Source organism: Parafrigoribacterium soli, from assembly GCF_040227235.1.
Taxonomy (GTDB): domain Bacteria; phylum Actinomycetota; class Actinomycetes; order Actinomycetales; family Microbacteriaceae; genus Parafrigoribacterium_A; species Parafrigoribacterium_A soli.
Genome location: NZ_JBELNZ010000002.1, coordinates 191,548 through 216,142 on the forward strand (window position 1 = coordinate 191,548; position 24,595 = coordinate 216,142).

Annotated in this window: 20 protein-coding genes and 1 tRNA gene; 17 read left to right on the forward strand and 4 right to left on the reverse strand. The window is 65.1% G+C overall.

What is annotated here, in order from left to right; all coding sequences use genetic code 11:
- The first annotated feature begins 69 nt into the window (after positions 1 to 69).
- A complete protein-coding gene (locus tag ABUA37_RS05115; protein WP_349898052.1) occupies positions 70 to 774 on the forward strand; it encodes a type 1 glutamine amidotransferase in 705 nt (234 codons plus the stop codon).
- On the opposite strand, the gene ABUA37_RS05120 is transcribed toward ABUA37_RS05115, so the two are convergent.
- Entirely contained in the window at positions 771 to 2,015 is a 1,245-nt protein-coding gene (locus ABUA37_RS05120; RefSeq protein ID WP_349898053.1) for a cytochrome P450, read from the reverse strand. The two genes, ABUA37_RS05115 and ABUA37_RS05120, sit on opposite strands and share 4 nt — an antisense overlap.
- A 146-nt stretch (positions 2,016 to 2,161) precedes the next feature.
- Between ABUA37_RS05120 and ABUA37_RS05125 the strand changes: the two genes are divergently transcribed.
- Positions 2,162 to 2,656 carry a MarR family winged helix-turn-helix transcriptional regulator gene (locus tag ABUA37_RS05125; RefSeq protein WP_349898054.1) on the forward strand — a complete coding sequence of 165 codons (495 nt, stop codon included), beginning with the start codon at positions 2,162 to 2,164 and terminating at the stop codon, positions 2,654 to 2,656.
- A gap of 5 nt (positions 2,657 to 2,661) precedes the next feature.
- Here the strand turns inward: ABUA37_RS05125 and ABUA37_RS05130 are convergent, their stop codons facing one another.
- The gene (locus ABUA37_RS05130) at positions 2,662 to 3,360 is read right to left on the reverse strand and encodes a gamma-glutamyl-gamma-aminobutyrate hydrolase family protein (RefSeq protein ID WP_349898055.1); all 699 of its coding nucleotides are present in this window, start codon (positions 3,358 to 3,360) and stop codon (positions 2,662 to 2,664) included.
- A 135-nt stretch (positions 3,361 to 3,495) separates the two neighbouring features.
- Between ABUA37_RS05130 and ABUA37_RS05135 the strand changes: the two genes are divergently transcribed.
- Genes ABUA37_RS05135 through ABUA37_RS05155 form a run of 5 tightly spaced genes read left to right on the forward strand, consistent with a single transcriptional unit; the run spans position 3,496 to position 8,190 of the window.
- Positions 3,496 to 4,986, forward strand: a complete 1,491-nt coding sequence (locus ABUA37_RS05135) for an aldehyde dehydrogenase (protein WP_349898056.1) — start codon at positions 3,496 to 3,498, stop codon at positions 4,984 to 4,986.
- Positions 4,979 to 5,890 (forward strand): DODA-type extradiol aromatic ring-opening family dioxygenase, encoded by a 912-nt coding sequence (locus tag ABUA37_RS05140; protein WP_349898057.1) that lies wholly within the window; start codon positions 4,979 to 4,981, stop codon positions 5,888 to 5,890. Before ABUA37_RS05135 ends, ABUA37_RS05140 begins: the two co-directional genes overlap by 8 nt.
- Entirely contained in the window at positions 5,883 to 6,776 is an 894-nt protein-coding gene (locus tag ABUA37_RS05145; RefSeq protein ID WP_349898058.1) for a fumarylacetoacetate hydrolase family protein, read from the forward strand. Before ABUA37_RS05140 ends, ABUA37_RS05145 begins: the two co-directional genes overlap by 8 nt.
- A complete protein-coding gene (locus ABUA37_RS05150) occupies positions 6,773 to 6,964 on the forward strand; it encodes a ferredoxin (RefSeq protein WP_325520733.1) in 192 nt (63 codons plus the stop codon). The genes ABUA37_RS05145 and ABUA37_RS05150 overlap by 4 nt, the downstream gene beginning before the upstream one ends.
- Entirely contained in the window at positions 6,964 to 8,190 is a 1,227-nt protein-coding gene (locus tag ABUA37_RS05155; RefSeq protein WP_349898059.1) for an NAD(P)/FAD-dependent oxidoreductase, read from the forward strand. The genes ABUA37_RS05150 and ABUA37_RS05155 overlap by 1 nt, the downstream gene beginning before the upstream one ends.
- Before the next feature lie 282 nt (positions 8,191 to 8,472).
- Here the strand turns inward: ABUA37_RS05155 and ABUA37_RS05160 are convergent.
- Positions 8,473 to 8,555 (reverse strand) — tRNA-Leu (locus tag ABUA37_RS05160).
- Between the two features lie 39 nt (positions 8,556 to 8,594).
- Here ABUA37_RS05160 and ABUA37_RS05165 point away from each other — a divergent pair.
- Positions 8,595 to 9,200 (forward strand): ANTAR domain-containing response regulator, encoded by a 606-nt coding sequence (locus tag ABUA37_RS05165; RefSeq protein ID WP_325520725.1) that lies wholly within the window; start codon positions 8,595 to 8,597, stop codon positions 9,198 to 9,200.
- Positions 9,201 to 9,236: 36 nt separating this feature from the next.
- Here the strand turns inward: ABUA37_RS05165 and ABUA37_RS05170 are convergent, their stop codons facing one another.
- Positions 9,237 to 9,662, reverse strand: a complete 426-nt coding sequence (locus tag ABUA37_RS05170; RefSeq protein WP_349898060.1) for a hotdog fold thioesterase — start codon at positions 9,660 to 9,662, stop codon at positions 9,237 to 9,239.
- Between the two features lie 55 nt (positions 9,663 to 9,717).
- Here ABUA37_RS05170 and polA point away from each other — a divergent pair, with 55 nt between their 5' ends.
- From polA to uvrC, 9 genes are all read left to right on the forward strand, one after another.
- On the forward strand, positions 9,718 to 12,408 hold the full coding sequence (gene polA / locus ABUA37_RS05175) for a DNA polymerase I (RefSeq protein ID WP_349898061.1): 2,691 nt from the start codon (positions 9,718 to 9,720) through the stop codon (positions 12,406 to 12,408).
- A gap of 38 nt (positions 12,409 to 12,446) precedes the next feature.
- Positions 12,447 to 12,716 carry an HPr family phosphocarrier protein gene (locus ABUA37_RS05180; RefSeq protein WP_349898062.1) on the forward strand — a complete coding sequence of 90 codons (270 nt, stop codon included), beginning with the start codon at positions 12,447 to 12,449 and terminating at the stop codon, positions 12,714 to 12,716.
- Complete coding sequence (locus ABUA37_RS05185; protein ID WP_349898063.1) at positions 12,713 to 14,389, forward strand: DUF885 domain-containing protein; 1,677 nt, start codon at positions 12,713 to 12,715, stop codon at positions 14,387 to 14,389. Before ABUA37_RS05180 ends, ABUA37_RS05185 begins: the two co-directional genes overlap by 4 nt.
- Before the next feature lie 202 nt (positions 14,390 to 14,591).
- Positions 14,592 to 16,040, forward strand: coding sequence for a 30S ribosomal protein S1 (gene rpsA, locus ABUA37_RS05190; protein ID WP_349898064.1), 1,449 nt, complete (start codon positions 14,592 to 14,594; stop codon positions 16,038 to 16,040).
- A 116-nt stretch (positions 16,041 to 16,156) separates the two neighbouring features.
- On the forward strand, positions 16,157 to 16,756 hold the full coding sequence (gene coaE / locus ABUA37_RS05195) for a dephospho-CoA kinase (protein ID WP_349898065.1): 600 nt from the start codon (positions 16,157 to 16,159) through the stop codon (positions 16,754 to 16,756).
- Between the two features lie 47 nt (positions 16,757 to 16,803).
- Positions 16,804 to 18,870 carry an excinuclease ABC subunit UvrB gene (uvrB, locus tag ABUA37_RS05200; RefSeq protein WP_349898067.1) on the forward strand — a complete coding sequence of 689 codons (2,067 nt, stop codon included), beginning with the start codon at positions 16,804 to 16,806 and terminating at the stop codon, positions 18,868 to 18,870.
- A 53-nt stretch (positions 18,871 to 18,923) separates the two neighbouring features.
- Positions 18,924 to 19,745: a class I SAM-dependent methyltransferase gene (locus ABUA37_RS05205; RefSeq protein WP_349898068.1), complete on the forward strand. Its 822-nt coding sequence runs from the start codon at positions 18,924 to 18,926 to the stop codon at positions 19,743 to 19,745.
- A 62-nt stretch (positions 19,746 to 19,807) separates the two neighbouring features.
- Positions 19,808 to 22,690: an excinuclease ABC subunit UvrA gene (gene uvrA, locus ABUA37_RS05210; RefSeq protein ID WP_349898069.1), complete on the forward strand. Its 2,883-nt coding sequence runs from the start codon at positions 19,808 to 19,810 to the stop codon at positions 22,688 to 22,690.
- Between the two features lie 3 nt (positions 22,691 to 22,693).
- On the forward strand, positions 22,694 to 24,562 hold the full coding sequence (gene uvrC, locus ABUA37_RS05215) for an excinuclease ABC subunit UvrC (RefSeq protein ID WP_349898070.1): 1,869 nt from the start codon (positions 22,694 to 22,696) through the stop codon (positions 24,560 to 24,562).
- Positions 24,563 to 24,595: the final 33 nt, after the last annotated feature.

Sequence of the window (24,595 nt, forward strand, 5' to 3'; positions counted from 1 at the left end):
GATACTAAGCCACATCGCCGAGAGTGCGGGTCATCCGGCGCGCGATCGACCACCAGTGAAAGGGGCAGCGTGAGAGCCCTGTTCGTGATGCACGACCACCTCAGCCCCACCGGCCCCGTCTCCGAACACCTTCGCGGTCGCGGCTTCGCCGTCGACGAGATCCTCGTGGTCGACGAGGCAAACTTCCACACACCGAACGTACCCTTCGCGTTCCCTGATGCGGCTGAGTACGACCTCATCGTGCCGATGGGGGCACCCTGGGGCGCGTGGGACGACGACCGCATCGGCCACTGGCTGCTGCCCGAGATCGCGTGGGTCCGGGACGCCGTCATCGGGGACATCCCGGTGCTGGGCATCTGCTTCGGAGGCCAGCTCATGGCCAGGGCGCTCGGTGGCACGGTCGCGCGAGCTCGCAGGCCCGAGATCGGATGGACGGCGATCCACAGCGACGACACCTCGATCGTCCCCTCCGGTCCGTGGTTCCAGTTCCACTACGACAGCTGGACGGTGCCGGCGGGCGCCAGCGAACTCGCTCGCAATTCCACGGCATCCCAGGCCTTCGTGTACGGCCGCAGCTTGGCCCTGCAGTTCCACCCCGAACTCACGCCGAGCGGCCTCGAGGGCTGGTTGAACGAGAGCGGCCGACAGCAGGTGCGCGACGACGGCCAGGATCCGGATGCGCTGCTCGAGCACACCCGTGCAGAGGAGGGCGCGGCCGCGGCGCGCACCGTGGCGCTGCTCGACGCGTATCTCGAACGGATTGCGCGCCTCTAGCCCGCAAGCTCCACCCGCACGGGAAACCTCTTGATTCCATTGACGAAGTTGCTGCGCAGGTGGTCGAGGGTGCCGATCTGCTCCATGCCCGCAATTCTCGGCAGGAGTGTTTCGAACATGATGCGGATCTCGAGCCGCGCGAGCGCGTTGCCCATGCACATGTGCGGGCCACCGCGACCGAAGGCCATGTGCTCGTTGGGATTGCGGGTGACGTCCATTCGGTAGGGATCGACGAAGACCTCTGGGTCGCGATTGCCCGCCGCGAACCAGGTCACGACCTTGTCGCCCTCCTTGATCGCCTGCCCGTTGATCTCGGTGTCCTTCGTGGCGGTGCGCCTGAAGTGGTACACGGGGCTGGCGAGGCGAAGCAGCTCCTCCACCGCCCAGGGGATGAGCTCCGGGCGCTCCTGCAGGAGCGCGAGCTGGTCGGGATTCTGCATGAGGTGGTTCATCGAGTGGGTGATCGTGTGACGCGTGGTCTCATTGCCCGCGACCACGAGCAGCAGGAAGTAGCTGTTGAAGTCCCGCTCCGAGAGCGGGACGCCATCCATCGGCTCCTGGTTGATGAGCCTCGAAACCAGGTCAGTGCCGTCGCCGCCGAGTCGCTGGCGCTCGAGCTCGTGTCCGTAGTAGAACACCTCCTGCGCGGCGGGGGAGCGGAACGGCAGCAGCCGATACTTCTCGCTCTCCTCCGAGGACGCGAGCACGTCGGCGTGCTCGGGGTCGGTGTTGCCGATCATCCGATTGCCCCAGTCGATGAGCTTGTAGATGTCGGCGTCGGGCACGTCGAGCATTCGGGCCAGAACCCGGATGGGGAAGTCGGCTGCGACCTCGGCCACGAAGTCGAATTCCTTCTTCGCGAAGGCGGCGTCGAGCGTGCTCGCTGTTAGCCCGCGCAGGAAGGTCTCGTAGCCGGCGACCGCCTTGGGCGTGAACTCGCCCTGCATGAGGCGGCGGAGCGCCCGATGACGCACGCCATCGGTCTCGAGCATGGACTTGCGCGCTTCGATCTGATCGGCGTCGAGTTCCTCGGTGCTCACTCCGCCGCGCTCGCTTGAGAAGGTCTCGGTGTCGCGCAGGACGCCGACGATGTCGTGGTACCGCGTCAGCGACCAGAAGCCGGAGTTGGGCGCTTCCTCCTCGTCCCAGTGCACGGGGGCGTTCGCGCGCAACGCGTCGAAGACGGCCCAGGGCTGGCCACTCTCGAACAGATCCAGATCAGCAAGGGTCACGTTCGTCATTGAACTCAACTCATCCTCCGGGGATATTGTTTGGGTGCGAACAATCTACACCCCTAGTCGACTTCTTTCGACCCGCGAGAGTGCCCCACCGTGTGCCACTGAACTTCTGAACTAGAGTTGCGACCGGGCTACATCAAGGAGACCTCATGCCAGGACCCCACACCCTCGCTGAGACGGAGCGCGAGGTCGAGAAGCGCCTCGGCAAGCTGCCGATCGACTACACCTCGATGGCGGTCGCATCGAACCTCTTTCGCGCCGCGAACGCCGTTCGCAACCACCTTGAGCGCACGGTGCTGTCGGAGAACGATCTTTCCTGGACCGCATTCGTTGTGCTCTGGGTCACCTGGATCTGGGAGCCGATCGAGACCAGGCAGATCGCCCTCGAGGGCGGCTTCTCGAAGGCAACGCTCACGGGCGTGCTCTCGACGCTCGAGAACCGCGGCTGGGTCGTCAGGGAGAAGAGCGAAACCGACGGGCGGCTCGTGCTCGTGCGTATGACCGCCGCCGGCCGCGAGCTCATGACCAAGCTCTTTCCCGCCTTTAACGAGCAGGAACGCCACGTCGCGAGTCCCGTGCCGAGCGGCAAACGCGGAGAGTTCGCGGAACTGCTGCGGCTCGTCACGGCCAACGTCGAGAAGTAGGCAGGTTAGCGTCCTCTGCGGGCCTGGGCCACCAACTCGGCGAACAGCGCGGCCTGCTGCGCATCATCGGTCGCCGTGTCCTCCGGATGCCATTGCACCCCGACCGCCCACCCGGACGCCTCGATCGTCGCGGCCTCGGCCACGCCATCCGCAGATCGCGCGACGACATCGATTCCCTTACCCAGCCGATCCAGCGCCTGGTGGTGGTAGCACGAGACGGAGAGCCGATCCGAGGAGAACCCGAATCGGGCGCCGTCTCGCTCGATCGTCACGTCATGTCTGAGGTCCCGGTGCCGCTGCGGGAGGTCTTGCACGAGGGTGCCGCCGCGCAGCACATTGACGACGTGCAGGCCGCGGCAGATCGCCAGCACGGGCATCCCGCTCTCCAGCGCGTACTCGGCGGACTGCAGGTCGGCCGCATCCTGCAGTTCGTCGACGTCGTAGATGCCCTCCGCGCGCTCATCCTGCCCATAGCGGCGAGGATCGATGTCGCCACCGCCGGGGAGCAGTAGCCCGTCGACACGGCGCAGTCGCTCCTCCCAGTCGGCGTTCGCGACCGGCAGCAGGGTGACCGGATCGCCGCCCGCATCCCACACCGCTTCGAGCAGGGCCCGCGCGGTGACGACGGCCCGATAGCGCAGTGCAGACGTCGTCGCGGCGCAGCGTCCCACGATGGCGATCTTCGGGCGGTAGGGCTGGTTCATCCTGGCTCCGGAACGGGTGTCTGTGTGCCGCGAAACTCCGGCGCAAAGTTGTAGTGCAACTGCCTATCGGTTAGGGTAACTCATTAGCATCCGAATGATTTAATGACGAGCCATTCGAGACGGGAAGCGGTGTCCATGACCAGTATCGATGTCGCCGGCGTGAGCGTCGACACCCGACACTTCATCGGTGGCGCGCGTGTCGAATCGGATGCCACCTTCCGCAACACATCTCCGATCGACGGCAGCTTTCTGGGTGACATCGCCCGTGGCACCAGCCGCGAGGTCGATCTCGCCGTCGCCGCCGCCAACCGCGCGTTCCCGGTCTGGGGGTCGATGCCGCCGCTCGAGCGTGCCGCGGTCATGAATCGCATCGCAGACCTCGTCGAAGAGAACCTCGAGCAGCTCTCCATCGTTGAGACCATGGACAACGGCGCGCTCCTGCGCAGTCATCTCCGCGGCGTCATGCCGCGGGTCGCACACAACTTCCGCTTCTTCGCGGACTGGCTCGTGAACCACCTCGGCCATCCGGACTTCGAGACGCGTGGTCACACGAATCACGTGTCCTGGGACCCCTCGGGCGTTGCCGGTCTCATCACTCCCTGGAACGCGCCGCTCATGCTTGCCACCTGGAAGATCGCGCCCGCCCTCGCCGCCGGTGACACCGTGGTGCTGAAGCCCGCGGAATGGACGCCACTGACGGCGTCGCTCTTCGCCGACCTCGCCCAGCAGGCCGGGCTGCCCGATGGCGCATTCAACGTGGTGCAGGGCTACGGCGCCGAGGCCGGCGCCGCTCTCGTCGCGCATCCGGGAGTCCGGCGCATCTCGTTCACGGGCTCCGTGCCCACGGCGAAGACCATTGCCAGGTCCGCGGCAGACAATCTGACCCCCTGCAGCTTCGAACTGGGCGGCAAGAGTCCCTTCATCGTGCTCGCCGACGCGGACCTCGAACTCGCTGCTGAACTCGCCGTCGAACAATACGACAATGCCGGTCAGGTCTGCCTCTCCGGCACCCGCATCCTTGTGCACGAGAGCATTGCGGATGCATTTTCGGCGGCCTTCCGAGCGAAGGCGGCCGCACTCACCCAGGGCGACCCGAGGGAGCTGACGACCGACATCGGACCCCAGGTGCACCAGAAGCACTTCGATCGGGTCAAGGGTTTCGTCGACCGCGCCACCGCCGAGGGGGCTGACATCGTCTGGGGTGGCACGCCGAACACCGAACTGGGCGGCCTCTATTTTCGGCCGACCCTCGTGAACCAGCCGAGGCCGGGCAGCGAGATCGTCAGCCAGGAAGTCTTCGGCCCGGTGCTGACCATGCAGACGTTCTCCACGGATGACGAGGTCGTCGAGGTTGCAAACGGCACGGAATTCGGCCTCGCGGCGGTGGTCGTCGCGGGGGACCGGGCTCACGCCGACTCGATCACCACCCGTCTCGTGGCGGGCACCATCTGGGTGAACTGCTTTTTCGTGCGAGACCTGCGCGCACCGTTCGGCGGCTCGAAGAAATCGGGCATTGGGCGAGAGGGTGGCAACTGGTCATTCGACTTCTACGCGGACGTGAAGAATACGGTCGTCGCGCCACACGGATGGAAGCCTGCATCGATGAAAGGAACAAGCAATGGGTGAAGTTGTAGGGGTCGGGCTCATCGCCCACGTTCCCACGATCATGCTGCCGAAAGAGGAGCGCATGGAGCTCAACGAGGGCAAAGATTCAACCCTCGTCGCCGCGCTCGAGAAGCTGCGCAAAGACGTCTTCGACACCGAGGACTACGACACCGTCATCGTCATGGACAGCCACTGGGCCACCACGGTCGAGTTCGTCGTGGCATCCCAGGCTCGGCGTCACGGCCTCTTCACCTCGGAGGAGTTGCCGCGCGGCATGCACGGAGTGCCCTACGACTATCAGGGAGACCCGGAGCTCGCACAGGCGATGGAGGCTGCAGCCGAGAAGAACGGCACCTGGATCACGCCCATCGACGACCCGGACCTGCCCGTGATGTACGCGACGATCAACCTCTGGAAATACCTCGGCGAGGGACTGCCCGACAAGAAGTGGGTGAGCGTCAGCGTGTGCCAGACCGCGACCGACGAGGACTTCCTTCGGGCGGGCCGCGCCATCGGTGAGGCGATCGCCGCGAGCGACCGCAAAGTCATCATCCTTGCCTCGGGCGCACTGTCGCACACCTTCTACAAGCTCCGCGACCTGCGCAAGCACGAAATGGCCGACCCGAGCCACATCTTCTCGAAGGAGGCGCTTGCCGCCGACTACGAGCGGCTCGACTGGTTCAAGGCCGGCGACCACGCCAAGGTGCTCGAAACCATGCCGGCGTTCCACCGGGTGCGCCCCGAAGCGATGTTCGGTCACTGGCTGCTCACGGCCGGAGCCATCGGCGAGGAGGCCTGCACGGCGCGGGGCATCCAGTACAGCGATTACGAGAACTCGGTGGGCACCGGCCAGGTGCACGTGTGGTTCCCCCGGCCAGAGGGTGGCTTCCCTGCACCGAAAGACCTGGTTCTCTCGCGTGACTGAGTACAGACGGATCCTGCTCGATGGTTTCGCCACGGAGGTCGTGCGCCGGGGAGAGACCCTGGTGGCAGGCGACGGGCGCGAGGTCGCCGTCGACGAGGCCATTCATCTGCCCCCGAGCGTCCCGAGCAAGATCGTTGCCGTGCACCTCAACTATGCGAGCCGCACGCAGGAGTTCATGACGAAGCTCCCGTCGGCACCGACGTACTTCCACAAACCGGTGACGGCGCTGAACAGCCACGACGGCGCCGTGGTGCGGCCGGAGGGCTGCAAATACCTGAACTTCGAGGGCGAGATCGTCATCGTCATCGGCCGCACCTGCCGCAACGTCTCACCCGCGGAGGCCGGCGACTACATCGCGGGGTACACCGTCGGCAACGACTACGGGCTGCACGACTTCAGAGACACGGATGCCGGCTCGATGCTCCGGGTGAAGGGCAGCGACACGCTCGCCCCGGTCGGCCCAGGGCTCGTGACCGACTGGGACTTCCACGACAAGCGCATCCGCACCATCGTGAACGGAGTCGTGCGTCAGGACGACAGCACCGCGAACATGGAGTGGGATATGAACTACCTCGTGGCCGACATCGCGAGAACCATCACCCTGAGCCCGGGCGACCTGCTGTTCACCGGCACCCCCGCCTTCTCGCGACCGGTCGAGCCGGGCGATGTCGTTGAGGTTGAGGTCGAGGGACTCGGCACCCTGCGCAACCACATCGTCAGCGGGCCGACCGCGATCCGCTCGGATGTCGGCGCGCAGCCGAGCGAGAGCGAAGAGGTCATCTCCACGGCTCTCGGCGGCGACTGGGAGTTCCGCGGCATCCGCACCCCATCTCGAGACCTGTATCCATCCACGGTGCAGGAAACAGCAGCAAAGGAAGCACCATGATCAAGGTCGAAGTCGACATGAACCTCTGCCAGCACTACGGGCAGTGTGTCTTCGAGGCGCCCAGGATCTTCCATCTCAACGAGGACGACAAACTCGAATACCTCGCCGAGGCGAATGATGACGAACGCGACCAGGTCGAGGCCGCGGTCGACGTCTGCCCGATGCAGGCCATCCGAATCGTCGAGTAGTGCCCGTACTGCCGGATACCGCCACGCCCGTCATCGTCGTCGGCGGTGCGATGGGCGGTCTGCGCGCGGCAGAGGCCCTGCGCAAGTCCGGCTATGCGGGGCCGCTCAAGGTCATCGGCGCCGAGGTGCACGCGCCCTATAACCGGCCACCGCTGTCCAAGGAGGTGCTGTCCAGCGTCGTCACCCACGAGGCCGTGGCTTTCCCGCAGCGCGCCGCAACGGAAGACGTGGCGTGGGTTCGGGGCGTCTCCGTCGCGTCCGCGGACCTGGAGGCTCACACGCTGACCACGGAGGACGGCGTGGTGCACCCCTGGCGCGCACTCGTCATCGCGACGGGACTGCGTGCGCGGCGCCTGGATCTGCCACAGTTACCGGGTCGGCACGCCATCCGGACGCTCGACGACGCAATCGCGCTGCGCGAGACCCTGACCGAGGGATGCCGCCTCGTCGTCCTCGGCTCCGGATTCCTCGGCTGCGAGGTGGCCGCCACGGCGCGGAAGCTCGGCTGCGAGGTCACAGTGGTCTCGCCCAGCGAACTGCCGATCATCCGACCGCTCGGGCGCGAGCTCGCGGCAGAAATCCAGAGGCGCCACGTGGCACACGGCGTGCACTTCCGCATGCGAACAACCGTCACGGCGCTTGTCGGCGATTCGCGCTTGACCGGCGTCGTCCTGAGCGACGGCGAACGGCTCGACGCAGACGTGCTCGTTGAGGCAATCGGATCGGAGTGCAATGACGAGTGGCTGGGGGAGACGGGGCTCGACGTCTCGGACGGCGTGCTCGCCGACACCGCGATGCGTGCCATTTCCATCGACGGCACCATTCACGATGACGTCTACGTCGTGGGCGACATAGCGCGCTTTCCGCACCTCGGCTTCGACGACGTACCCCGACGCATCGAGCACTGGAACATTCCCACGGACACGGGCAAGCGCGTCGGCGCGGTTCTTGCGTCGTGGCTCGCCGACGACGGTTCCTTCGCCGAGACGGTGTCCAAACCGTTCACGCCGATGCCCACGTTCTGGTCAGTGCAGTTCGAGATCGACCTGCGCGCCTACGGACTCCCGGCCCTGGCTGACGAGGTGCGCGTGCTCCAAGGCGAGCTCTCGGGCGACTGCGTCGTGGGCTACTACAGAGCGGGCCGGATGATCGGCGTCGTCGGGCTCGGAATGCAGGCCGCACTCATGCCCTACCGCCAGGAGATCGCCGCAGGCGCTCTCCAATAGCCACCGTCATGCCGCTTGTTGTGATCGCGAACGTGTGCTCGAAAATCTCGATCCACGAGTATGGCGTCCCTTGGGCTCCCGCTTCCGTCGTGCCCCGCCGTCACCCGCTCGCGTGCCTGTAGCGACACCGATCGTATTCGCGCTGCCGGTGAAGTTCCAGATCTCCCAACAGCACAGCGGCCAGCAGCCCGTCGGCGAGAACGCGCCACAGCGAGTCTGGTTGTCGTTCAGGTTGGCCGAGTCGAAGAGCTGGGTGACGTTGCTTCCCGCGTCCTTTCGCTGTGCCGGTGGTGGGACTCGAACCCACACGCCCTTTCGAGCAAAGCATTTTGAGTGCTCCGCGTCTGCCATTCCGCCACACCGGCGCACAGTAACCGCTGCAAGAATACCGTAGGCTTTAGCGCGTGACTGACGAGGAAACCACTGCTCAAGCTCCACGCCGCGTTGTCGTGGCAGAAGACGAGTCGCTCATCCGTCTCGACATCGTCGAGACGCTGCGTGACAACGGCTTCGAGGTCGTCGGCGAAGCCGGCGACGGTGAGGCCGCAGTGGCTCTCGCAACCGAGCTGCGTCCCGATCTTGTGATCATGGACGTCAAGATGCCCCTTCTCGACGGCATCTCCGCCGCCGAGCGGCTCACCAAGAACCACATCGCGCCGGTAGTCCTGCTGACCGCGTTCAGCCAGAAAGAACTGGTCGAGCGCGCGACGGAGGCCGGCGCGCTCGCCTACGTGGTGAAGCCCTTCACGCCGAATGACCTCCTTCCCGCCATCGAGATAGCTCTCGCGCGATACGCGCAGATCATCACGCTTGAGGCTGAGGTGTCCGACCTGGTCGAGCGCTTTGAGACCCGCAAACTGGTCGACCGCGCCAAGGGTCTGCTGAACGAGAAGATGGGACTGTCGGAACCCGAGGCGTTCCGCTGGATCCAGAAGGCATCCATGGATCGACGACTCACCATGCACGATGTCGCGCAGGCGATCATCGAGCAGCTCTCCGCCAAGAAGTAGCGCCAAGAAGTAGCTCAGCGCCGCGGCGACTCCGGATTACTTGTCCCGGAGAAAGTTCGTGATCCGCACGGTCGAGAGCCTGCGACCCTCCTCGTCGCGAACGACGATCTCGTGCGTCGTGAGCGTGCGCCCGAGGCTCAGCGCCGTGCACGTTCCCGTGACGATTCCGGATGCGACGGAACGACTGTGCGTCGCGTTGATCTCGATGCCCATGGCGACTCGTCCCGGACCGGCATGGATCGCGGCGGAGATCGACCCGAGCGACTCACCGAGCACGACGTGAGCACCGCCGTGCAGAATCCCGATCACCTGCGTGTTTCCGTCGACCGGCATGGTCGCCACGGAATGATCCGCTGAGAGTTCGAGGAACTCGATGCCGAGCTTCCTCGTGAGGGTGCCGCCGCCCGACTCGACCAATCGCTTCACGAGGGTCGGGTCGAGGTCGTCGTGGAAGATCGTCATGGGGTTCCTTCGGGCGGCACGCTGGCCTGTCGGCAGCCGCGGCTAGGCTTGCTGCGTGTCGGACAACGAAAAGCCTACCCTTCTCATAATCGACGGCCATTCGCTCGCGTTTCGTGCCTTTTACGCCCTTCCGGTCGACAGTTTTCAGAACCGCGAGGGCCAGCACACGAACGCCATCCATGGCTTCATCGCCATGCTCATCAACCTCCTGCAGAAGGAGAAGCCGAGCCACCTCGCCGTCGCATTCGACATCTCGAGGTACTCGTTCCGCACGCGTGAATACCCCGAGTACAAGGGCACGAGAGGCGAGACGCCGCCGGAATTCATCGGGCAGATTCCGCTTCTCGAAGAGGCACTGAAGGCGATGAACATCATCACCGTCACGAAGGAGGACTACGAGGCGGACGACATCCTCGCCACCCTCGCGACCCAGGGTGCAGAGCAGGGATACCGGGTGCTCGTGGTCTCGGGCGACCGCGATGCCATCCAGATGGTCAACGACGACGTGACGCTTCTCTACCCGAACGCGCGCGGCGTCTCCGAGCTGAAGCGATACGACCGCGACGCGGTGTTCGAGCGCTACGGCATCGAACCGGCCCAGTATCCGGACGTCGCCGCCCTCGTCGGCGAGACAAGCGACAACCTCATCGGCATCGACAAGGTCGGTGAAAAGACCGCCGTGAAGTGGATCAACCAGTACGGCAGCCTCGATGAGATCCTGGCGCACGCGCACGAGATCAAGGGCGTCGTCGGCGAGAAGCTTCGCGAGCAGAAGGAGAATGCGATTCGCAATCGCAAGCTCAACCACCTGCTCACCGACATTCCGCTTCCCATCGGTCCAGCCGATCTCGAGCGACGGTCGATCAACGAGGCGGCGGTGCGCGAGGTGTTCGACAAGCTTCAGTTCCGCACACTGCTCGACCGCGTGCTCAAAATCGCGGCCGCCGCCGGCGATGAGGTCTCGACCGCCGTCGCCGAAATCGATGGTGAGCCCGGCACCCCCACAGCCGAGATCCCGCCCGTGCGCACGCTCGTCGACGAGGAGCTCGGATTCTGGCTCACGAAGGCCACGGACAGCGGCGTCGTGCCGCTCGCGGTGCAGCTGGATTTCGGCCCGGACGGAATCGCCGGATTCGGTCTCGCGAGCGAGAACGACTCTGCCTATGTGCCGTGGGCTCCTGGGCGCCCCGACTACCGTGCCCTCGAAGAATGGCTCGCAAGCGACGCTCCGAAGTTCCTGTTCGACTCCAAGCCACAGCTCAAGGCGCTGCGAGCGGCGGGCATGGAGCTCAGGGGAATCGCATTCGATGTCACCCTGGCCGCATGGTTGATCAAGCCGGGCGGTCGCGCGCAGGACCTCGCCACCCAGGCCTACGACCTTCTCGGCGTCCGCATTCCCCAGGCCGACCCGAATCAGCTCGTGCCGGATGTCGAGGCCGTCAGCGCTGCGACAGAGGCGTGGTACATCCTCCAGCTCGCGGATTACCTGGCCGAACGACTCGATCCCGGCTCCCGCGCGGTGCTCGACGAGATCGAACTTCCGCTCCTGCCGGTGCTCGCAACGATGGAGCTCACGGGCATCACGGTGAGCGGCGACATCCTCGGCAGGCTCGCCGGTGAACTGGGGGAGCGGGCATCCGATCTCGCCCAGCGTGCGTATGCGGAACTCGGGCGCGAGGTCAATCTCGGCTCGCCGAAACAGCTTCAGCAGGTGCTGTTCGAAGATCTCGGCATGCCGAAGACCCGGGCGAACAAGACGGGGTTCTCCACCGACGCCGCCTCCCTCGCCGATCTGCAGGAACAGAACCCACATCCCTTCCTGGACCTGCTGCTTCAGCACCGCGACGCCACCAAGCTCGGCCAGATCGTCGACACGCTCGCCAAGTCGATCGCCGCCGATAACCGGGTGCACACCCGCTACGACCAGACGGGTACGAGCACGGGACGGATCTCCTCGACCGACCCCAACCTGCAGAACATCCCGATCAAGACCGAGGTGGGCAGGCAGATTCGTTCGGCGTTCGAGTGTGGACCGGAATTCAGCACCCTGCTCACCGCCGACTATTCCCAGATCGAGATGCGGATTATGGCGCATCTCTCCGGTGACGCCGGACTCATCGAAGCGTTCAACTCCGGGGAAGACCTCCACCGCTTCGTCGGCTCCCGCATCTTCGGGGTTGAGCCGGGCGATGTCACGGCGCAGATGCGCACCAAGGTCAAGGCCATGTCGTATGGCCTCGCCTACGGCCTCAGCGCCTTCGGTCTTTCGAAGCAGCTGCGCATCGACACCGCGGAGGCGAAGCAACTCATGGCCGACTACTTCGAACGCTTCGGCGCGGTGCGGGATTACCTGCGCGGCGTCGTCGAACAGGCGCGGGAAGACGGCTACACCGAGACGATCTTCGGTCGGCGACGGCCCTTCGGTGATCTCAAGTCCTCCAACCGCGTGCTGCGCGACAATGCGGAGCGCGCGGCTCTGAACGCACCGATCCAGGGCTCTGCGGCCGACATCCTCAAGATCGCCATGCTTGGCATCGCCGATGACCTGCGCGAGCAGCACCTCGACTCGAGAATGCTGCTTCAGGTGCACGACGAACTCGTCTTTGAGATCGCGGATGGCGAGCTGGAGACGATGACGAAGATCGTGCGGAACCGCATGGGTCACGCCGCCGACGCCAAGGAATTGCGGGTGCCACTGGACGTTCAGGTTGGAACGGGCCGAAACTGGGATGCGGCCGCGCATTGACGCTGCACGACGAAACCGAAAGCACAGGGGAGAAGATCATGGCTGAACGAAGAGTGGTGGTGGCTTCGGCTGTCGGATTGCACGCACGTCCGGCCGCGCTGTTCAGTCAGGCCGCGGCCCAGGCGGGTGTCACGGTGACACTGAGCAGACCGGATGCGCAGCCGGTGAACGCGGCAAGCATTCTTGGCGTGCTCGGCCTCGGGATCGCCCACGGTGACGAGGTCGTTCTCACCGCCGAAGGTGATGGCGCCGACGAGGCGCTCGATTCGCTCGCCGCTCTCCTCTCGACCGATCTGGACAAGGCATGAGCGGCGCGACGGAGCACAGGGCTCCCACCCCGGTAGACGCCATCGCCGAGGAGTGGGTGGACACCGAACTCGAACTGCATCCGGAAATGCACGTGTACCTGGGCAGGCCGGGGCGCGAAGGTGAGTACTCCGACTACTCACCCGCTGGCGCCGAGCGCGCCATCGCCGAAGCCCGGAAGACGCTGAGGCGCATCACCGAGGCCGTTCCGCAGGACGATGTTGACCGCATCACGGTCATGGACCTGTCCCGCGAATTGCAGCTGGCGATCGACAAGCACGAGGCAGGGTTCGACCAGCGGGACCTCAACGTCATCGCGTCGCCCGCGCAGGAACTGCGCGACATCTTCGATCTCGTTCCCACAGCGACCGAGGAAGACTGGCGCAGCATCGCCCTGCGCCTGCACAACCTCCCGACCGCCATGAACGGCTACATCGAGACGCTGCGCTCGGGCATCAGTTCCGGCAACGTGCCCGCCATCCGCCAGCTGAGAGAAATCATTACCCAGGCTCACAAGCAGGTGCAGGACTCCGGATTCTTCTATCAGCTCGCAGGCAACGCGCGTCCGGAGACGGGCGAGTTGCCGGATTCGCTCGCGCGCGATCTCTCGGCCGGAGCGGCCGAGGCGGCCGCGGCCTACGGCGCACTCGCAGACTTCCTCGGGTCGGAGCTTGCTCCGCACGCTCCCGAGAAGGATGCCGTTGGCCGCGAGATCTACGAATTGGCGTCGCGCGACTTCCTCGGCGCCACGATCGACCTGGACGAGACCTACGAGTGGGGCATCGGCGAGCTGGCTCGCATGACCGCAGAGCAGGAGCACATCGCCCGCGAGATCAAGACCGGCGCCTCGGTACACGAAGCGATCGAGTTTCTCGACGGCGATCCGAGCCGCAAACTGCACGGTACAGACGCGCTCCAGCGCTGGATGCAGGAGACGAGCGACCGCGCGGTTGAGGAACTCGGCAAAAGCCACTTCGACATCCCCGCCGAGGTGCGTCGGCTCGAGTGCATGATCGCACCGACGCAGGAGGGTGGCATCTACTACACCGGCCCGAGCGATGACTTCTCCAGGGCGGGTCGCATGTGGTGGAGCGTGCCGGAGGGCGTCACGGAGTTCGACACCTGGCGCGAACTCACGACCGTGTACCACGAGGGCGTCCCAGGGCACCATCTCCAGATCGGGCAGGCCACCTACAACAAGGCCATGCTCAACAGCTGGCGCCGCAATGCCGGAACGTCGGGGCACGCGGAGGGATGGGCGCTCTACGCGGAGCGACTCATGGAGCAGCTCGGCTACCTCGACGACCCCGCAGACCGACTCGGGATGCTCGACGGCCAGCGCATGCGGGCGGCGCGCGTCGTGCTCGACATCGGCGTACACCTCGAGAAGACGCTGCCCGACGGCTCTGGCCCGTGGACGGGCGAGTTCGCGTTCGAGTTCCTCGCCCGGAACGTGAATATGAACGCGCCGTTCGTGCGCTTCGAGGTGAACCGCTACCTCGGATGGCCCGGCCAGGCTCCGTCGTACAAGGTCGGTCAGCGCATCTGGGAGCAGCTGCGCGACGAGTACCGCCGTCGCGAGGGCGCGGCCTTCGATATTCGCGCGTTCCACAAGAAGGCGCTCGACATCGGCGGCGTCGGCCTCGACACCCTGCGGGTGGCCTTGCTCGAGTAGTACCGGGATCGGGCCTCGAAGGATGCCGCCAGCCGTGCCACTTCACCGGCTTGGCAGCGTCCTGCCCGACACGATAAGCTAGAGAGTCGCAGTCTGCGATGTTCTATCCGTCTGCCACTGGCGAAACCATCAACAGCACCATCTCGACAGTGGCCTGAATTGTGCCCGCAGGGGCATGTCCACATCCTGGAGCAACTACTACATGACAATCGTAACGACCGACAGGGCACCCAAGCAGGTCGCCATCAACGACATCGGATCTGCTGAAGACTTTCTCGCCGCGGTCGAAAAGACACTGAAGTTTTTCAACGACGGAGACCTCATCGAGGGTGTCGTCGTCAAGATCGACCGTGACGAGGTTCTCCTCGACGTCGGTTACAAGACCGAGGGTGTCATCCCCTCGCGCGAGCTCTCCATCAAGCACGACGTCGACCCCTCAGAGGTCGTCCAGGTCGGCGACAGCGTCGAGGCCCTCGTCCTCCAGAAGGAAGACAAAGAAGGCCGTCTCATCCTGTCCAAGAAGCGCGCACAGTACGAGCGCGCATGGGGCGACGTCGAGAAGATCAAGGATGCCGATGGCGTCGTGACCGGTTCGGTCATCGAGGTCGTCAAGGGCGGCCTGATCGTCGACATCGGACTCCGAGGCTTCCTTCCCGCATCGCTCATCGAGCTTCGCCGCGTCCGCGACCTCACGCCGTACCTCGGCCAGGAGATCGAGGCCAAGATCCTCGAGCTCGACAAGAACCGCAACAACGTGGTGCTCTCGCGCCGTGCACTCCTCGAGCAGACCCAGTCCGAGAGCCGTACGACCTTCCTCAACAACCTCGCCAAGGGCCAGGTTCGCAAGGGTGTCGTCTCGTCGATCGTCAACTTCGGTGCGTTCGTCGACCTCGGCGGTGTTGACGGCCTCGTGCACGTCTCCGAGCTGTCCTGGAAGCACATCGAGCACGCTTCGGAGGTCGTCGAGGTTGGCCAGGAGGTCACCGTCGAGATCCTCGAGGTCGACCTCGAGCGCGAGCGCGTCTCCCTGTCGCTCAAGGCGACGCAGGAAGACCCGTGGCAGGTATTCGCCCGCACCCACGCGATCGGGCAGGTTGCGCCCGGCAAGGTCACCAAGCTCGTTCCGTTCGGTGCGTTCGTTCGCGTCGCAGACGGCATCGAGGGCCTCGTCCACATCTCCGAGCTCTCGGGCAAGCACGTCGAGCTCGCGGAGCAGGTCGTGTCCGTGGGTGACGAGGTCTTCGTCAAGGTCATCGACATCGACCTCGAGCGTCGCCGCATCTCGCTGAGCCTCAAGCAGGCCAACGAGGGCGTTGACCCCGAGGGTACCGAGTTCGACCCGGCACTCTACGGAATGCTCACCGAGTACGACGAGCAGGGCAACTACAAGTACCCCGAGGGCTTCGACCCCGAGACTAACGAGTGGCGCGAAGGCTTCGAGACCCAGCGCGAGAAGTGGGAGCAGGACTACGCTGCAGCCCAGGCTCGCTGGGAGGCGCACAAGAAGCAGGTTGCCGCCGCAGCCAACGAGACCCTGTCGGACGTACCGTCCGCCGGGTCCTCGTTCTCGAGCGACTCCGGCTCGACCGGAACGCTCGCAGACGACGAGTCGCTTGCAGCCCTTCGCGAGAAGCTGTCCAGCAACTCCTGATCACCTGTCGATAACGGCCGGGTCCTCGCGGGCCCGGCCGTTTTCGCGTGCCCAGCCGTTTTCGCGGGCCCGGCCGCCGCCGGTAGCATGGTGCGCGTGCAGCAGATCGAACGCCCGTGTACCTCATAGCGCTCACCGGGGGGATCGCATCCGGCAAGTCTCTGGTCAGTGAACGGCTCGCGCAGCTCGGGGCCGTGATCATCGATGCGGATGTGCTGGCCAGGCAGGTGGTCGAACCTGGCTCGCCGGCGCTGGCAGAGATCGCCGAGACGTTCGGTGCCCGGGTGATCCAGGACGACGGGTCGCTTGATCGACCGGTACTCGGCTCCATCATCTTTCAGGACTCCGGGGCCCGGGAGAAACTCAACGCGATCACGCACCCGGCCATCTGGAAGCGCACCCGCGAACTGATCGCCGAGGCCGGGCGCGCCGACCCGGATGCGATCGTCGTCTACGATGTTCCGCTTCTGGCCGAGTCCGGCAACTCCAGGGCAGCCGATTTCGACCTCACCGTGGTCGTGCACGCGGAGACGGAGACACGACTCAGGCGCCTGGTCGAGCTTCGTGGACTCAACCGTGAGGAGGCACAGCACCGGCTGCACTCACAAGCCACCGACACCGAGCGCCTCGCGATTGCCGACGTCGTCATCGACAACAACGGAACGATCGAAGAGACCCTGGCGCAGGTGGACGCGCTCTGGCACCGCATACGCTGAGAGCGATGCTCCGGCCGCGTGTCAGGGGCCGAATCTAGAATCGAAACATGCAACCCACCCGTTCCGTTCGCCCCTTCGAGGTCATCAGCGAGTACACGCCAAGCGGCGATCAGCCTGCCGCGATCGCGGAGCTCGCCGGGCGCATCAACGCGGGGGAGACGGATGTCGTGCTCCTCGGCGCGACGGGAACCGGCAAGTCAGCGACCACGGCCTGGCTCATCGAACAGGTGCAGCGCCCCACCCTTGTGCTCGCGCACAACAAGACCCTCGCGGCCCAGCTCGCCAACGAGTTCCGGGAACTCATGCCGAACAACGCGGTCGAGTACTTCGTCTCCTATTACGACTACTACCAGCCCGAGGCCTACGTTCCGCAGACCGACACCTTCATCGAGAAGGACTCCTCGATCAACGCCGAGGTGGAGCGGCTTCGGCACTCCACAACCAACTCGCTCCTGAGCCGCAGGGATGTCGTCGTCGTCTCCACGGTGTCCTGCATCTACGGCCTCGGCAGTTCCGAGGAATATCTGGACGCCATGATCGCGCTGCAGGTGGGCATGAAGATCAATCGCGAGGCGCTCATCCGCAAGTTCGTCTCCATGCAGTACCAGCGCAACGACGTGGACTTCTCGCGCGGAAACTTCAGGGTGCGCGGCGACACGATCGAGATCATCCCGATGTACGAGGAGCTCGCGATCCGCATCGAGATGTTCGGTGACGAGATCGAGGCGCTGTACAGCCTGCACCCGCTCACGGGAGACGTGGTGAAGACCCTGGATGCTGTCTCCGTCTTCCCCGGGTCGCACTACGTCGCAGGCACCGACCGCATGCACGCCGCCATCAAGACGATCAAGGTCGAGCTCGCCGAGCGACTCGAAGAGCTCGAGCGCGAGGGAAAGCTGCTCGAGGCCCAGCGGCTGCGCATGCGCACCACCTTCGACCTCGAGATGATGGAGCAGATCGGCTTCTGCAGCGGCATCGAGAACTATTCGCGGCACATCGACCAGCGCCAACCGGGGGAGGCCCCGCACTGCCTCATCGACTACTTCCCCGAGGACTTTCTCGTCGTCATCGACGAGTCACACGTGACCGTGCCGCAGATCGGGGCCATGTACGAGGGTGACGCCTCCCGCAAGCGCACGCTCGTCGAGCACGGATTCCGGCTGCCGAGCGCCCTCGACAATCGGCCGCTCAAGTTCTCCGAGTTCCTCGACCGGGTAGGTCAGAAGGTCTATCTCTCGGCCACGCCGGGCAAATACGAGCTCGGCATCACCGATAGCGTCGTCGAGCAGATCATCCGACCCACCGGGCTCGTCGACCCGCAGATCGTCGTGAAGCCCACGAAGGGCCAGATCGACGACCTGCTCGAAGAGATCCGCCAGCGCACCGAGAAAGACGAGAGGGTGCTCGTCACCACCCTCACCAAGAAGATGGCGGAGGAGCTCACCGAGTTCCTCGGCGAGGCAGGCGTTCGAGTTCGCTACCTGCACTCGGATGTCGACACCCTGCGTCGCGTCGAGTTGCTCACCGAACTGCGGCAGGGCGTCTACGACGTGCTGGTCGGCATCAACCTGCTGCGAGAGGGTCTCGACCTGCCAGAGGTCTCCCTCGTTGCCATCCTCGATGCCGATAAGGAGGGATTCCTGCGCTCATCGACGTCCCTCATCCAGACCATCGGGCGTGCAGCCAGAAACGTCTCGGGCGCCGTTCACATGTACGCCGACGTGCTCACCGATTCGATGAAGATCGCCATCGACGAGACCAATCGTCGGCGAGACAAGCAGATCGCCTACAACAAGGAGCGCGGCGTCGATCCGCAGCCCCTGCGCAAGAAGATCGCCGACATCACCGACGCACTCACTCGCGAGGATGCCGACACGGCCCAGCTACTCGCCGGTCGTGACGGGCGCAAGAGGTCGCCAACGCCCGGACTGCGGCGCGAGGGTCTCGCTGCTGCGGGCGCCAACGATCTGGAGTCGATCATCCGTGATCTCAACGACCAGATGCTCGCCGCCGCTGGTGAGTTGAAGTTCGAACTCGCCGCACGCCTCCGCGACGAGGTGTCCGACCTGAAGAAGGAGCTCAGGCAGATGGCTGCGGCCGGACACATCAGCTGATGTAACTTCCTGCGAAGCTATCGGCCGAACCTGCCGAGTGTGAGCATGTTCACATGCAATCAGACACGGGCGGCCCTTTCGAGTCGAGGTCGATACCCGATTCGTATCGCACGCATCTGCAACCGGTGATCTTCGAGCCGTGGGCCGCACGGCTGGTTGCCTTCGTCGGACTCGAAGCGGGACAGACCGTTCTGGATGTCGCTTCGGGAACGGGTGCCGTCGCTCGAGCGGCCGCCGGTGCAGTCGGGTCGAGCGGCCGGGTTATCGCGAGCGACATCAGCACGGGAATGCTCTCGCACGTTCAACTCGGTGCCGACCCGGATGGCGCCGCCATCGAAGTGCTGGAATCGCCGGCCACAGCAATCGCCCTACCGGATGACACCGTCGACGTCGCACTCTGCCAACAGGGCTTCCCCTTCATCCCGGATCGGGTTGCCGCGGCCCGCGAGATGCGTCGGGTGCTTCGTCCGGGCGGAACGATCGGCGTCGCAGTGTGGGCGGCTGGACGACGCCTCGAGCCCTTCGACAGTTACGGCGAAGTCCTTGTCGCCGCAGGTTTCGACACTCCGTTCATCCGCGGTTCGGCCAGTGGCGCAATGTCGATGTCCGAAGCTGAGATGCGCGAGGTACTGTCGGCCGCTGGATTCATCGATGTCGACGTCGCGGTGCAGGAGCTCGAGCTTGAGTGGCCCTCCGGTGAGGAAGCGGCGGCGGGTATCGGCGGCACCCCGTACTGGCCGATCGTCGAGTCACTCGAACCTGGGCGCCGCAATGACGTGTTGAGCGCACTGCGTCGTGCGCTCACCGGAGAAAAGGGGCGGCCACTTCGGCAGACGACCTTCGCCGTGCTCGGTCGCGGAACGGTCGGCCGCTGACGGAGTGCGCGATCAGCGAACGGGCCGGAGCCAATGTCAGTGGCTTGGATAGAATCTATAGAGTGTCTATCTCGCGTGTGGAATCCCCTTCGAAACTCAGTGTTCATGGCGCGCGCGTCCACAACCTCCGCAACGTAGACCTCGACATCCCGCGCGATTCCCTCGTTGTCTTCACCGGTCTTTCGGGCTCCGGCAAGTCTTCCCTCGCCTTCGACACGATCTTCGCCGAGGGCCAGCGCCGCTACGTCGAATCGCTCTCCGCCTACGCTCGACAGTTTCTCGGGCAGGTCGATCGCCCGGATGTCGACTTCATCGACGGGCTGAGCCCCGCCGTCTCCATCGACCAGAAGTCAACGAACCGCAACCCGCGTTCGACCGTCGGCACGATCACCGAGATCTACGACTACATGCGCCTCCTGTGGGCGAGAATCGGCGTCCCACACTGCGCCATGTGTGGGGAGCGCATTTCCCGCCAGTCCGTGCAGCAGATTGCCGATCAGCTGATGACTCTCGAGGAGGGCACGCGCTACCAGGTCGTCAGCCCCGTCGTCTCGCAGAAGAAGGGTGAGTTCGTCGACCTGTTCCGCGACCTCGCGGCCAGCGGCTACTCGCGGGCTCTGGTCGATGGCGAGGCGATCCAGCTCAGCTCTCCGCCGACCCTCAAGAAGCAGTACAAGCACGACATCTCGGTGGTCGTCGACCGCCTCGTCGCCGGCGACGACATCCTCACCAGGCTCACCGACTCGCTCGAGACCGCGCTGCGACTGACGGATGGCGTGGTCGCCATCAACTTCGTCGACGAGACCGGAGACGCCGCCTGGCGCAATTTCTCCGAGAAGCTCTCCTGCCCGAACGGGCACCCCGTGCAGCTCACCGAAATCGAGCCGAGGACGTTCTCGTTCAACGCTCCCTTCGGCGCGTGCCCGGAGTGCTCCGGCCTCGGCACTCGCATGTCCGTCGATGCAGAGCTGCTCCTCGGCGACCCGGCCCTCAGCCTCGCCGACGGCGTGATCCTGCCGTGGACGCAGTCGGGCAAGGGACTGTTCAACTACTTCCAGCGACTGCTCGAGGGGCTCGCTAGCGACCTGGACTTCTCGCTCAAAACCCCCTGGGGTGAACTTCCCGACGAGGTGCGCGAGGCCGTGCTTCGCGGCAACGACTTCAAGGTGACGGTGAAGTGGAAGAACCGATTCGGTCGCGAGATGAAGTACTCGACCGGGTTCGAGGGCGTGATCCCGTACATCGAGCGCAAGTACCTCGAAGCCGAGAGCGATTCGGCCCGCCAGCGCTATGCAAGTTACCTGCGCGAGGTCAACTGCCCGGTCTGCGACGGCAAACGGTTGAAGCCCGAGGTGCTCGCGGTCACCGTGCACGAGCACAACATCGCGGATGTCACCGAGCTGAGCCTCGTTGACGCCTACGAGTTCATGCAGCTGCTCGAGCTCTCGGAGCGCGAGGCCAAGATCGCCGCGCAGGTGCTGCGGGAGATCCGCCTGCGGCTGGAGTTCCTCATCGAGGTCGGTCTGAGCTACCTCAACCTCGCGCGTGCCGCCGGCTCGCTCTCGGGCGGCGAGGCCCAGCGCATCCGCCTGGCCACCCAGATCGGCTCAGGCCTCACCGGCGTGCTCTACGTGCTCGACGAACCGAGCATCGGCCTGCATCAGCGGGACAACCGCAGGCTCATCGAGACCCTCGTGAAGCTCAAGGACCTCGGCAACACCCTCATCGTGGTCGAACACGACGAAGACACCATCCGCACCGCGGACTGGATCGTCGACATCGGTCCTGGCGCCGGGGAGCACGGCGGCACCGTCGTGCACTCGGGGTCTTACGAGGCCCTCATCGCGAACACGGCATCGATCACCGGGGACTATCTCTCCGGCCGAAAGTCGATCCCGGTTCCCGCGAGCCGCCGCCCCGTCGACAAGAAGCGCATGGTGACGGTCGAGGGAGCGCGCGCAAACAATCTCAAGAACGTCACGGTGGACTTTCCGCTGGGTACGTTCATCGGTGTCACGGGCGTGAGCGGGTCGGGCAAGTCGTCGCTCGTCAACGACATCCTGTACCGGGTGCTCGCGAACGAACTCAACGGTGCGCGGCAGATTCCCGCCAAGCACACCCGGGTCACCGGTCTCGACAACCTCGACAAGGTCATCCACGTCGACCAGAACCCGATCGGCCGCACGCCGAGGTCGAACCCCGCGACCTACACCGGCGTGTTCGACAAGATCCGCAATCTCTTCGCCGAAACCGCGGATGCCAAGGTCCGCGGTTACCTTCCCGGCCGGTTCAGCTTCAACGTCAAGGGCGGGCGCTGCGAGAACTGCTCCGGCGACGGCACGATCAAGATCGAGATGAACTTCCTGCCGGATGTGTACGTGGCCTGCGAGGTCTGCGGCGGCGCCCGGTACAACCGCGACACGCTCGCGGTGCGCTACAAGGGCAAGAACATCGCCGAAGTACTCGACATGCCGATCAGCGAGGCGGCGGAATTCTTCGAGGCGATCGGCTCCATCAGCCGCTACCTGCACACCCTCGTCGACGTCGGCCTCGGCTACGTGAGGCTCGGCCAGAGCGCGACCACCCTGTCCGGCGGCGAAGCACAGCGAGTGAAGCTCGCCACCGAGCTGCAGAAGCGATCCATGGGCCGCAGCATTTACGTGCTCGACGAGCCGACCACCGGGCTGCACTTCGAGGACGTGCGCAAACTATTGCTCGTCTTGAACGGTCTGGTCGACAAGGGTAATACCGTCGTCGTGATCGAGCACAACCTCGACGTCATCAAGTCGGCCGACTGGCTCATCGACCTGGGACCCGAGGGCGGCGCCGGGGGAGGCCAGGTGCTCGCGACAGGCACGCCCGAGCAACTCGCGCGCGTGAAGAAGAGCCACACGGGGCATTTCCTCGCCGAGATTCTCGACGCCGAACTGCGCGCAACCGGCTAATCCATGGTCGATACCGTCAGTTATCGCCCCAAGGCGGGGGAGATCCCCACCCAGCCGGGCGTCTATCGGTTCCGCGACGAGAATCGACGCGTGCTCTACGTGGGCAAGGCGAAGAACCTGCGCGCGCGTCTCAGCAACTACTTCGCACCCCTCGCGAGCCTGCACGAGCGCACGAGACGGATGGTGCTCAGCGCGAGTTCCGTCGAATGGACCGTCGTCGGCACCGAATTCGAGGCGCTCCAGCTGGAGTTCACCTGGATCAAGGAGTTCAATCCGCCATTCAACGTGCAGTTCAAGGACGACAAGTCCTACCCCTACCTCGCCATCACGCTCGGTGACTCCGTGCCACGGGTGCTCGTGACCCGCAACCGCAAGATTCCGGGCGCCCGGTATTTCGGTCCGTATACGAAGGTCTGGGCCATCCGAGAGACCGTCGACCTCATGCTGAAGGCATTCCCGATGCGCAGCTGTTCCGACGCGACCTATAAGCGCGCGGAACAGACGGGGCGACCCTGCCTGCTCGGCGACATCGGAAAGTGTGCGGCACCGTGCGTGGGAAGGGTGACCAAAGAGGAGCACAAGTCGATCGCCCTCGACTTCGCCTCGTTCATGGCCGGGAACGATTCGAAGTATCTCGGCGAACTCTCACGCGAGATGAAGGCCGCTGCCGAGTCGCAGGACTATGAGCATGCCGCCAAGGTGCGCGACCGCATCGTCGCACTCGAGACCGCGCTCTCGAAGAGCACAGTGGTACTCGCGGAGGACGTGGATGCGGACATCTTCGGCATCGCCCACGACGAGCTCGCGGCGGCGGTACAGCAGTTCATCGTGCGCGGCGGGCGCATCAGGGGTGTGCGCGCGTGGGTCGTCGACAAGGAACTCGACCTTGAGCTCGCCGAACTGGTCGAGACCGTGCTGCAGAACGCGTATGCGGATGCCGTACCGCCGCGACAGATCGTGGTTCCCGAGCTCCCGGCCGACGGCAGCCAGCTCGAGCAGTGGCTCAGCGAACTCAGAACGGCCGAGAATGCGCGCGCGGGCAGGGTGACCCTGCGTGTCGCTCACCGTGGCGATCTCGCCGCGCTGGTGCAGACAGTGAGCACGAACGCCAAGAACGCGCTCATCCTGTACAAGACGCGGCGCAGCGGTGACTTCGTGGCCAGGTCGCAGGCGCTTGCTGACATCCAGGAGGCGCTCGGGATGGACGAGGCGCCGCTGCGCATGGAGTGCTACGACGTCTCCCACCTGAGCGGCACCAACATCGTCGCATCCATGGTCGTGTTCGAAGACGGCCTGCCCCGCAAAGACCAGTACCGCAGGTTCAGCATTCCGGAGTCCACCGATGACACGGAGTCGATCTATCAGACGCTCAGCCGTCGGCTCTCGCGCATCGACGATGATCGGCCGGACGAAGAGGACGATGCCCGCTCGAAGAAATTCGCGTATCGCCCGAACCTGCTCATCGTCGACGGCGGACAGCCCCAGGTGGCGGCGGCACAGCGTGCGCTCGACGACGCCGGGGTCACGGGCATCCAGCTCTGCGGCATCGCCAAGCGCCTCGAGGAGATCTGGCTTCCCGACGCCGACTACCCGGTGATCCTTCCCCGCAACAGCGATGCGCTGTTCCTGTTCCAAAGGATCAGGGACGAGGCTCACCGCTTCGCCATCACCTACCAGCGGCAACGTCGCAAGAAGGACGTCACCTCCGTGCTCCTCGAAGTTCCCGGGCTCGGCCCGGCGAGAGTGCGCGAACTGTTGCGCCACTTCGGTTCCGTCACGCGGCTGCGTGCCGCGGAACCGTCGGCCATCGCCGAGGTCAGCGGAATCGGCCCGACGATCGCTGCGGTGATCGCGCGGCAGCTTCGCGAGTGAGTCGGGCGCCCGCGTTGGCTAGGCTTGGGTTGA

Excerpts from the sequence above, each read along its gene's own strand:
- ABUA37_RS05120 (WP_349898053.1), bottom strand. The coding sequence starts at position 2,015 with ATGACGAACGTGACCCTTGCTGATCTGGATCTGTTCGAGAGTGGCCAG.
- ABUA37_RS05125 (WP_349898054.1), top strand. The coding sequence starts at position 2,162 with ATGCCAGGACCCCACACCCTCGCTGAGACGGAGCGCGAGGTCGAGAAG.
- ABUA37_RS05130 (WP_349898055.1), bottom strand. The coding sequence starts at position 3,360 with ATGAACCAGCCCTACCGCCCGAAGATCGCCATCGTGGGACGCTGCGCC.
- ABUA37_RS05135 (WP_349898056.1), top strand. The coding sequence starts at position 3,496 with ATGACCAGTATCGATGTCGCCGGCGTGAGCGTCGACACCCGACACTTC.
- ABUA37_RS05140 (WP_349898057.1), top strand. The coding sequence starts at position 4,979 with ATGGGTGAAGTTGTAGGGGTCGGGCTCATCGCCCACGTTCCCACGATC.
- ABUA37_RS05150 (WP_325520733.1), top strand. The coding sequence starts at position 6,773 with ATGATCAAGGTCGAAGTCGACATGAACCTCTGCCAGCACTACGGGCAG.
- ABUA37_RS05170 (WP_349898060.1), bottom strand. The coding sequence starts at position 9,662 with ATGACGATCTTCCACGACGACCTCGACCCGACCCTCGTGAAGCGATTG.
- ABUA37_RS05180 (WP_349898062.1), top strand. The coding sequence starts at position 12,447 with ATGGCTGAACGAAGAGTGGTGGTGGCTTCGGCTGTCGGATTGCACGCA.
- ABUA37_RS05185 (WP_349898063.1), top strand. The coding sequence starts at position 12,713 with ATGAGCGGCGCGACGGAGCACAGGGCTCCCACCCCGGTAGACGCCATC.
- rpsA (WP_349898064.1), top strand. The coding sequence starts at position 14,592 with ATGACAATCGTAACGACCGACAGGGCACCCAAGCAGGTCGCCATCAAC.
- uvrB (WP_349898067.1), top strand. The coding sequence starts at position 16,804 with ATGCAACCCACCCGTTCCGTTCGCCCCTTCGAGGTCATCAGCGAGTAC.
- ABUA37_RS05205 (WP_349898068.1), top strand. The coding sequence starts at position 18,924 with ATGCAATCAGACACGGGCGGCCCTTTCGAGTCGAGGTCGATACCCGAT.
- uvrC (WP_349898070.1), top strand. The coding sequence starts at position 22,694 with ATGGTCGATACCGTCAGTTATCGCCCCAAGGCGGGGGAGATCCCCACC.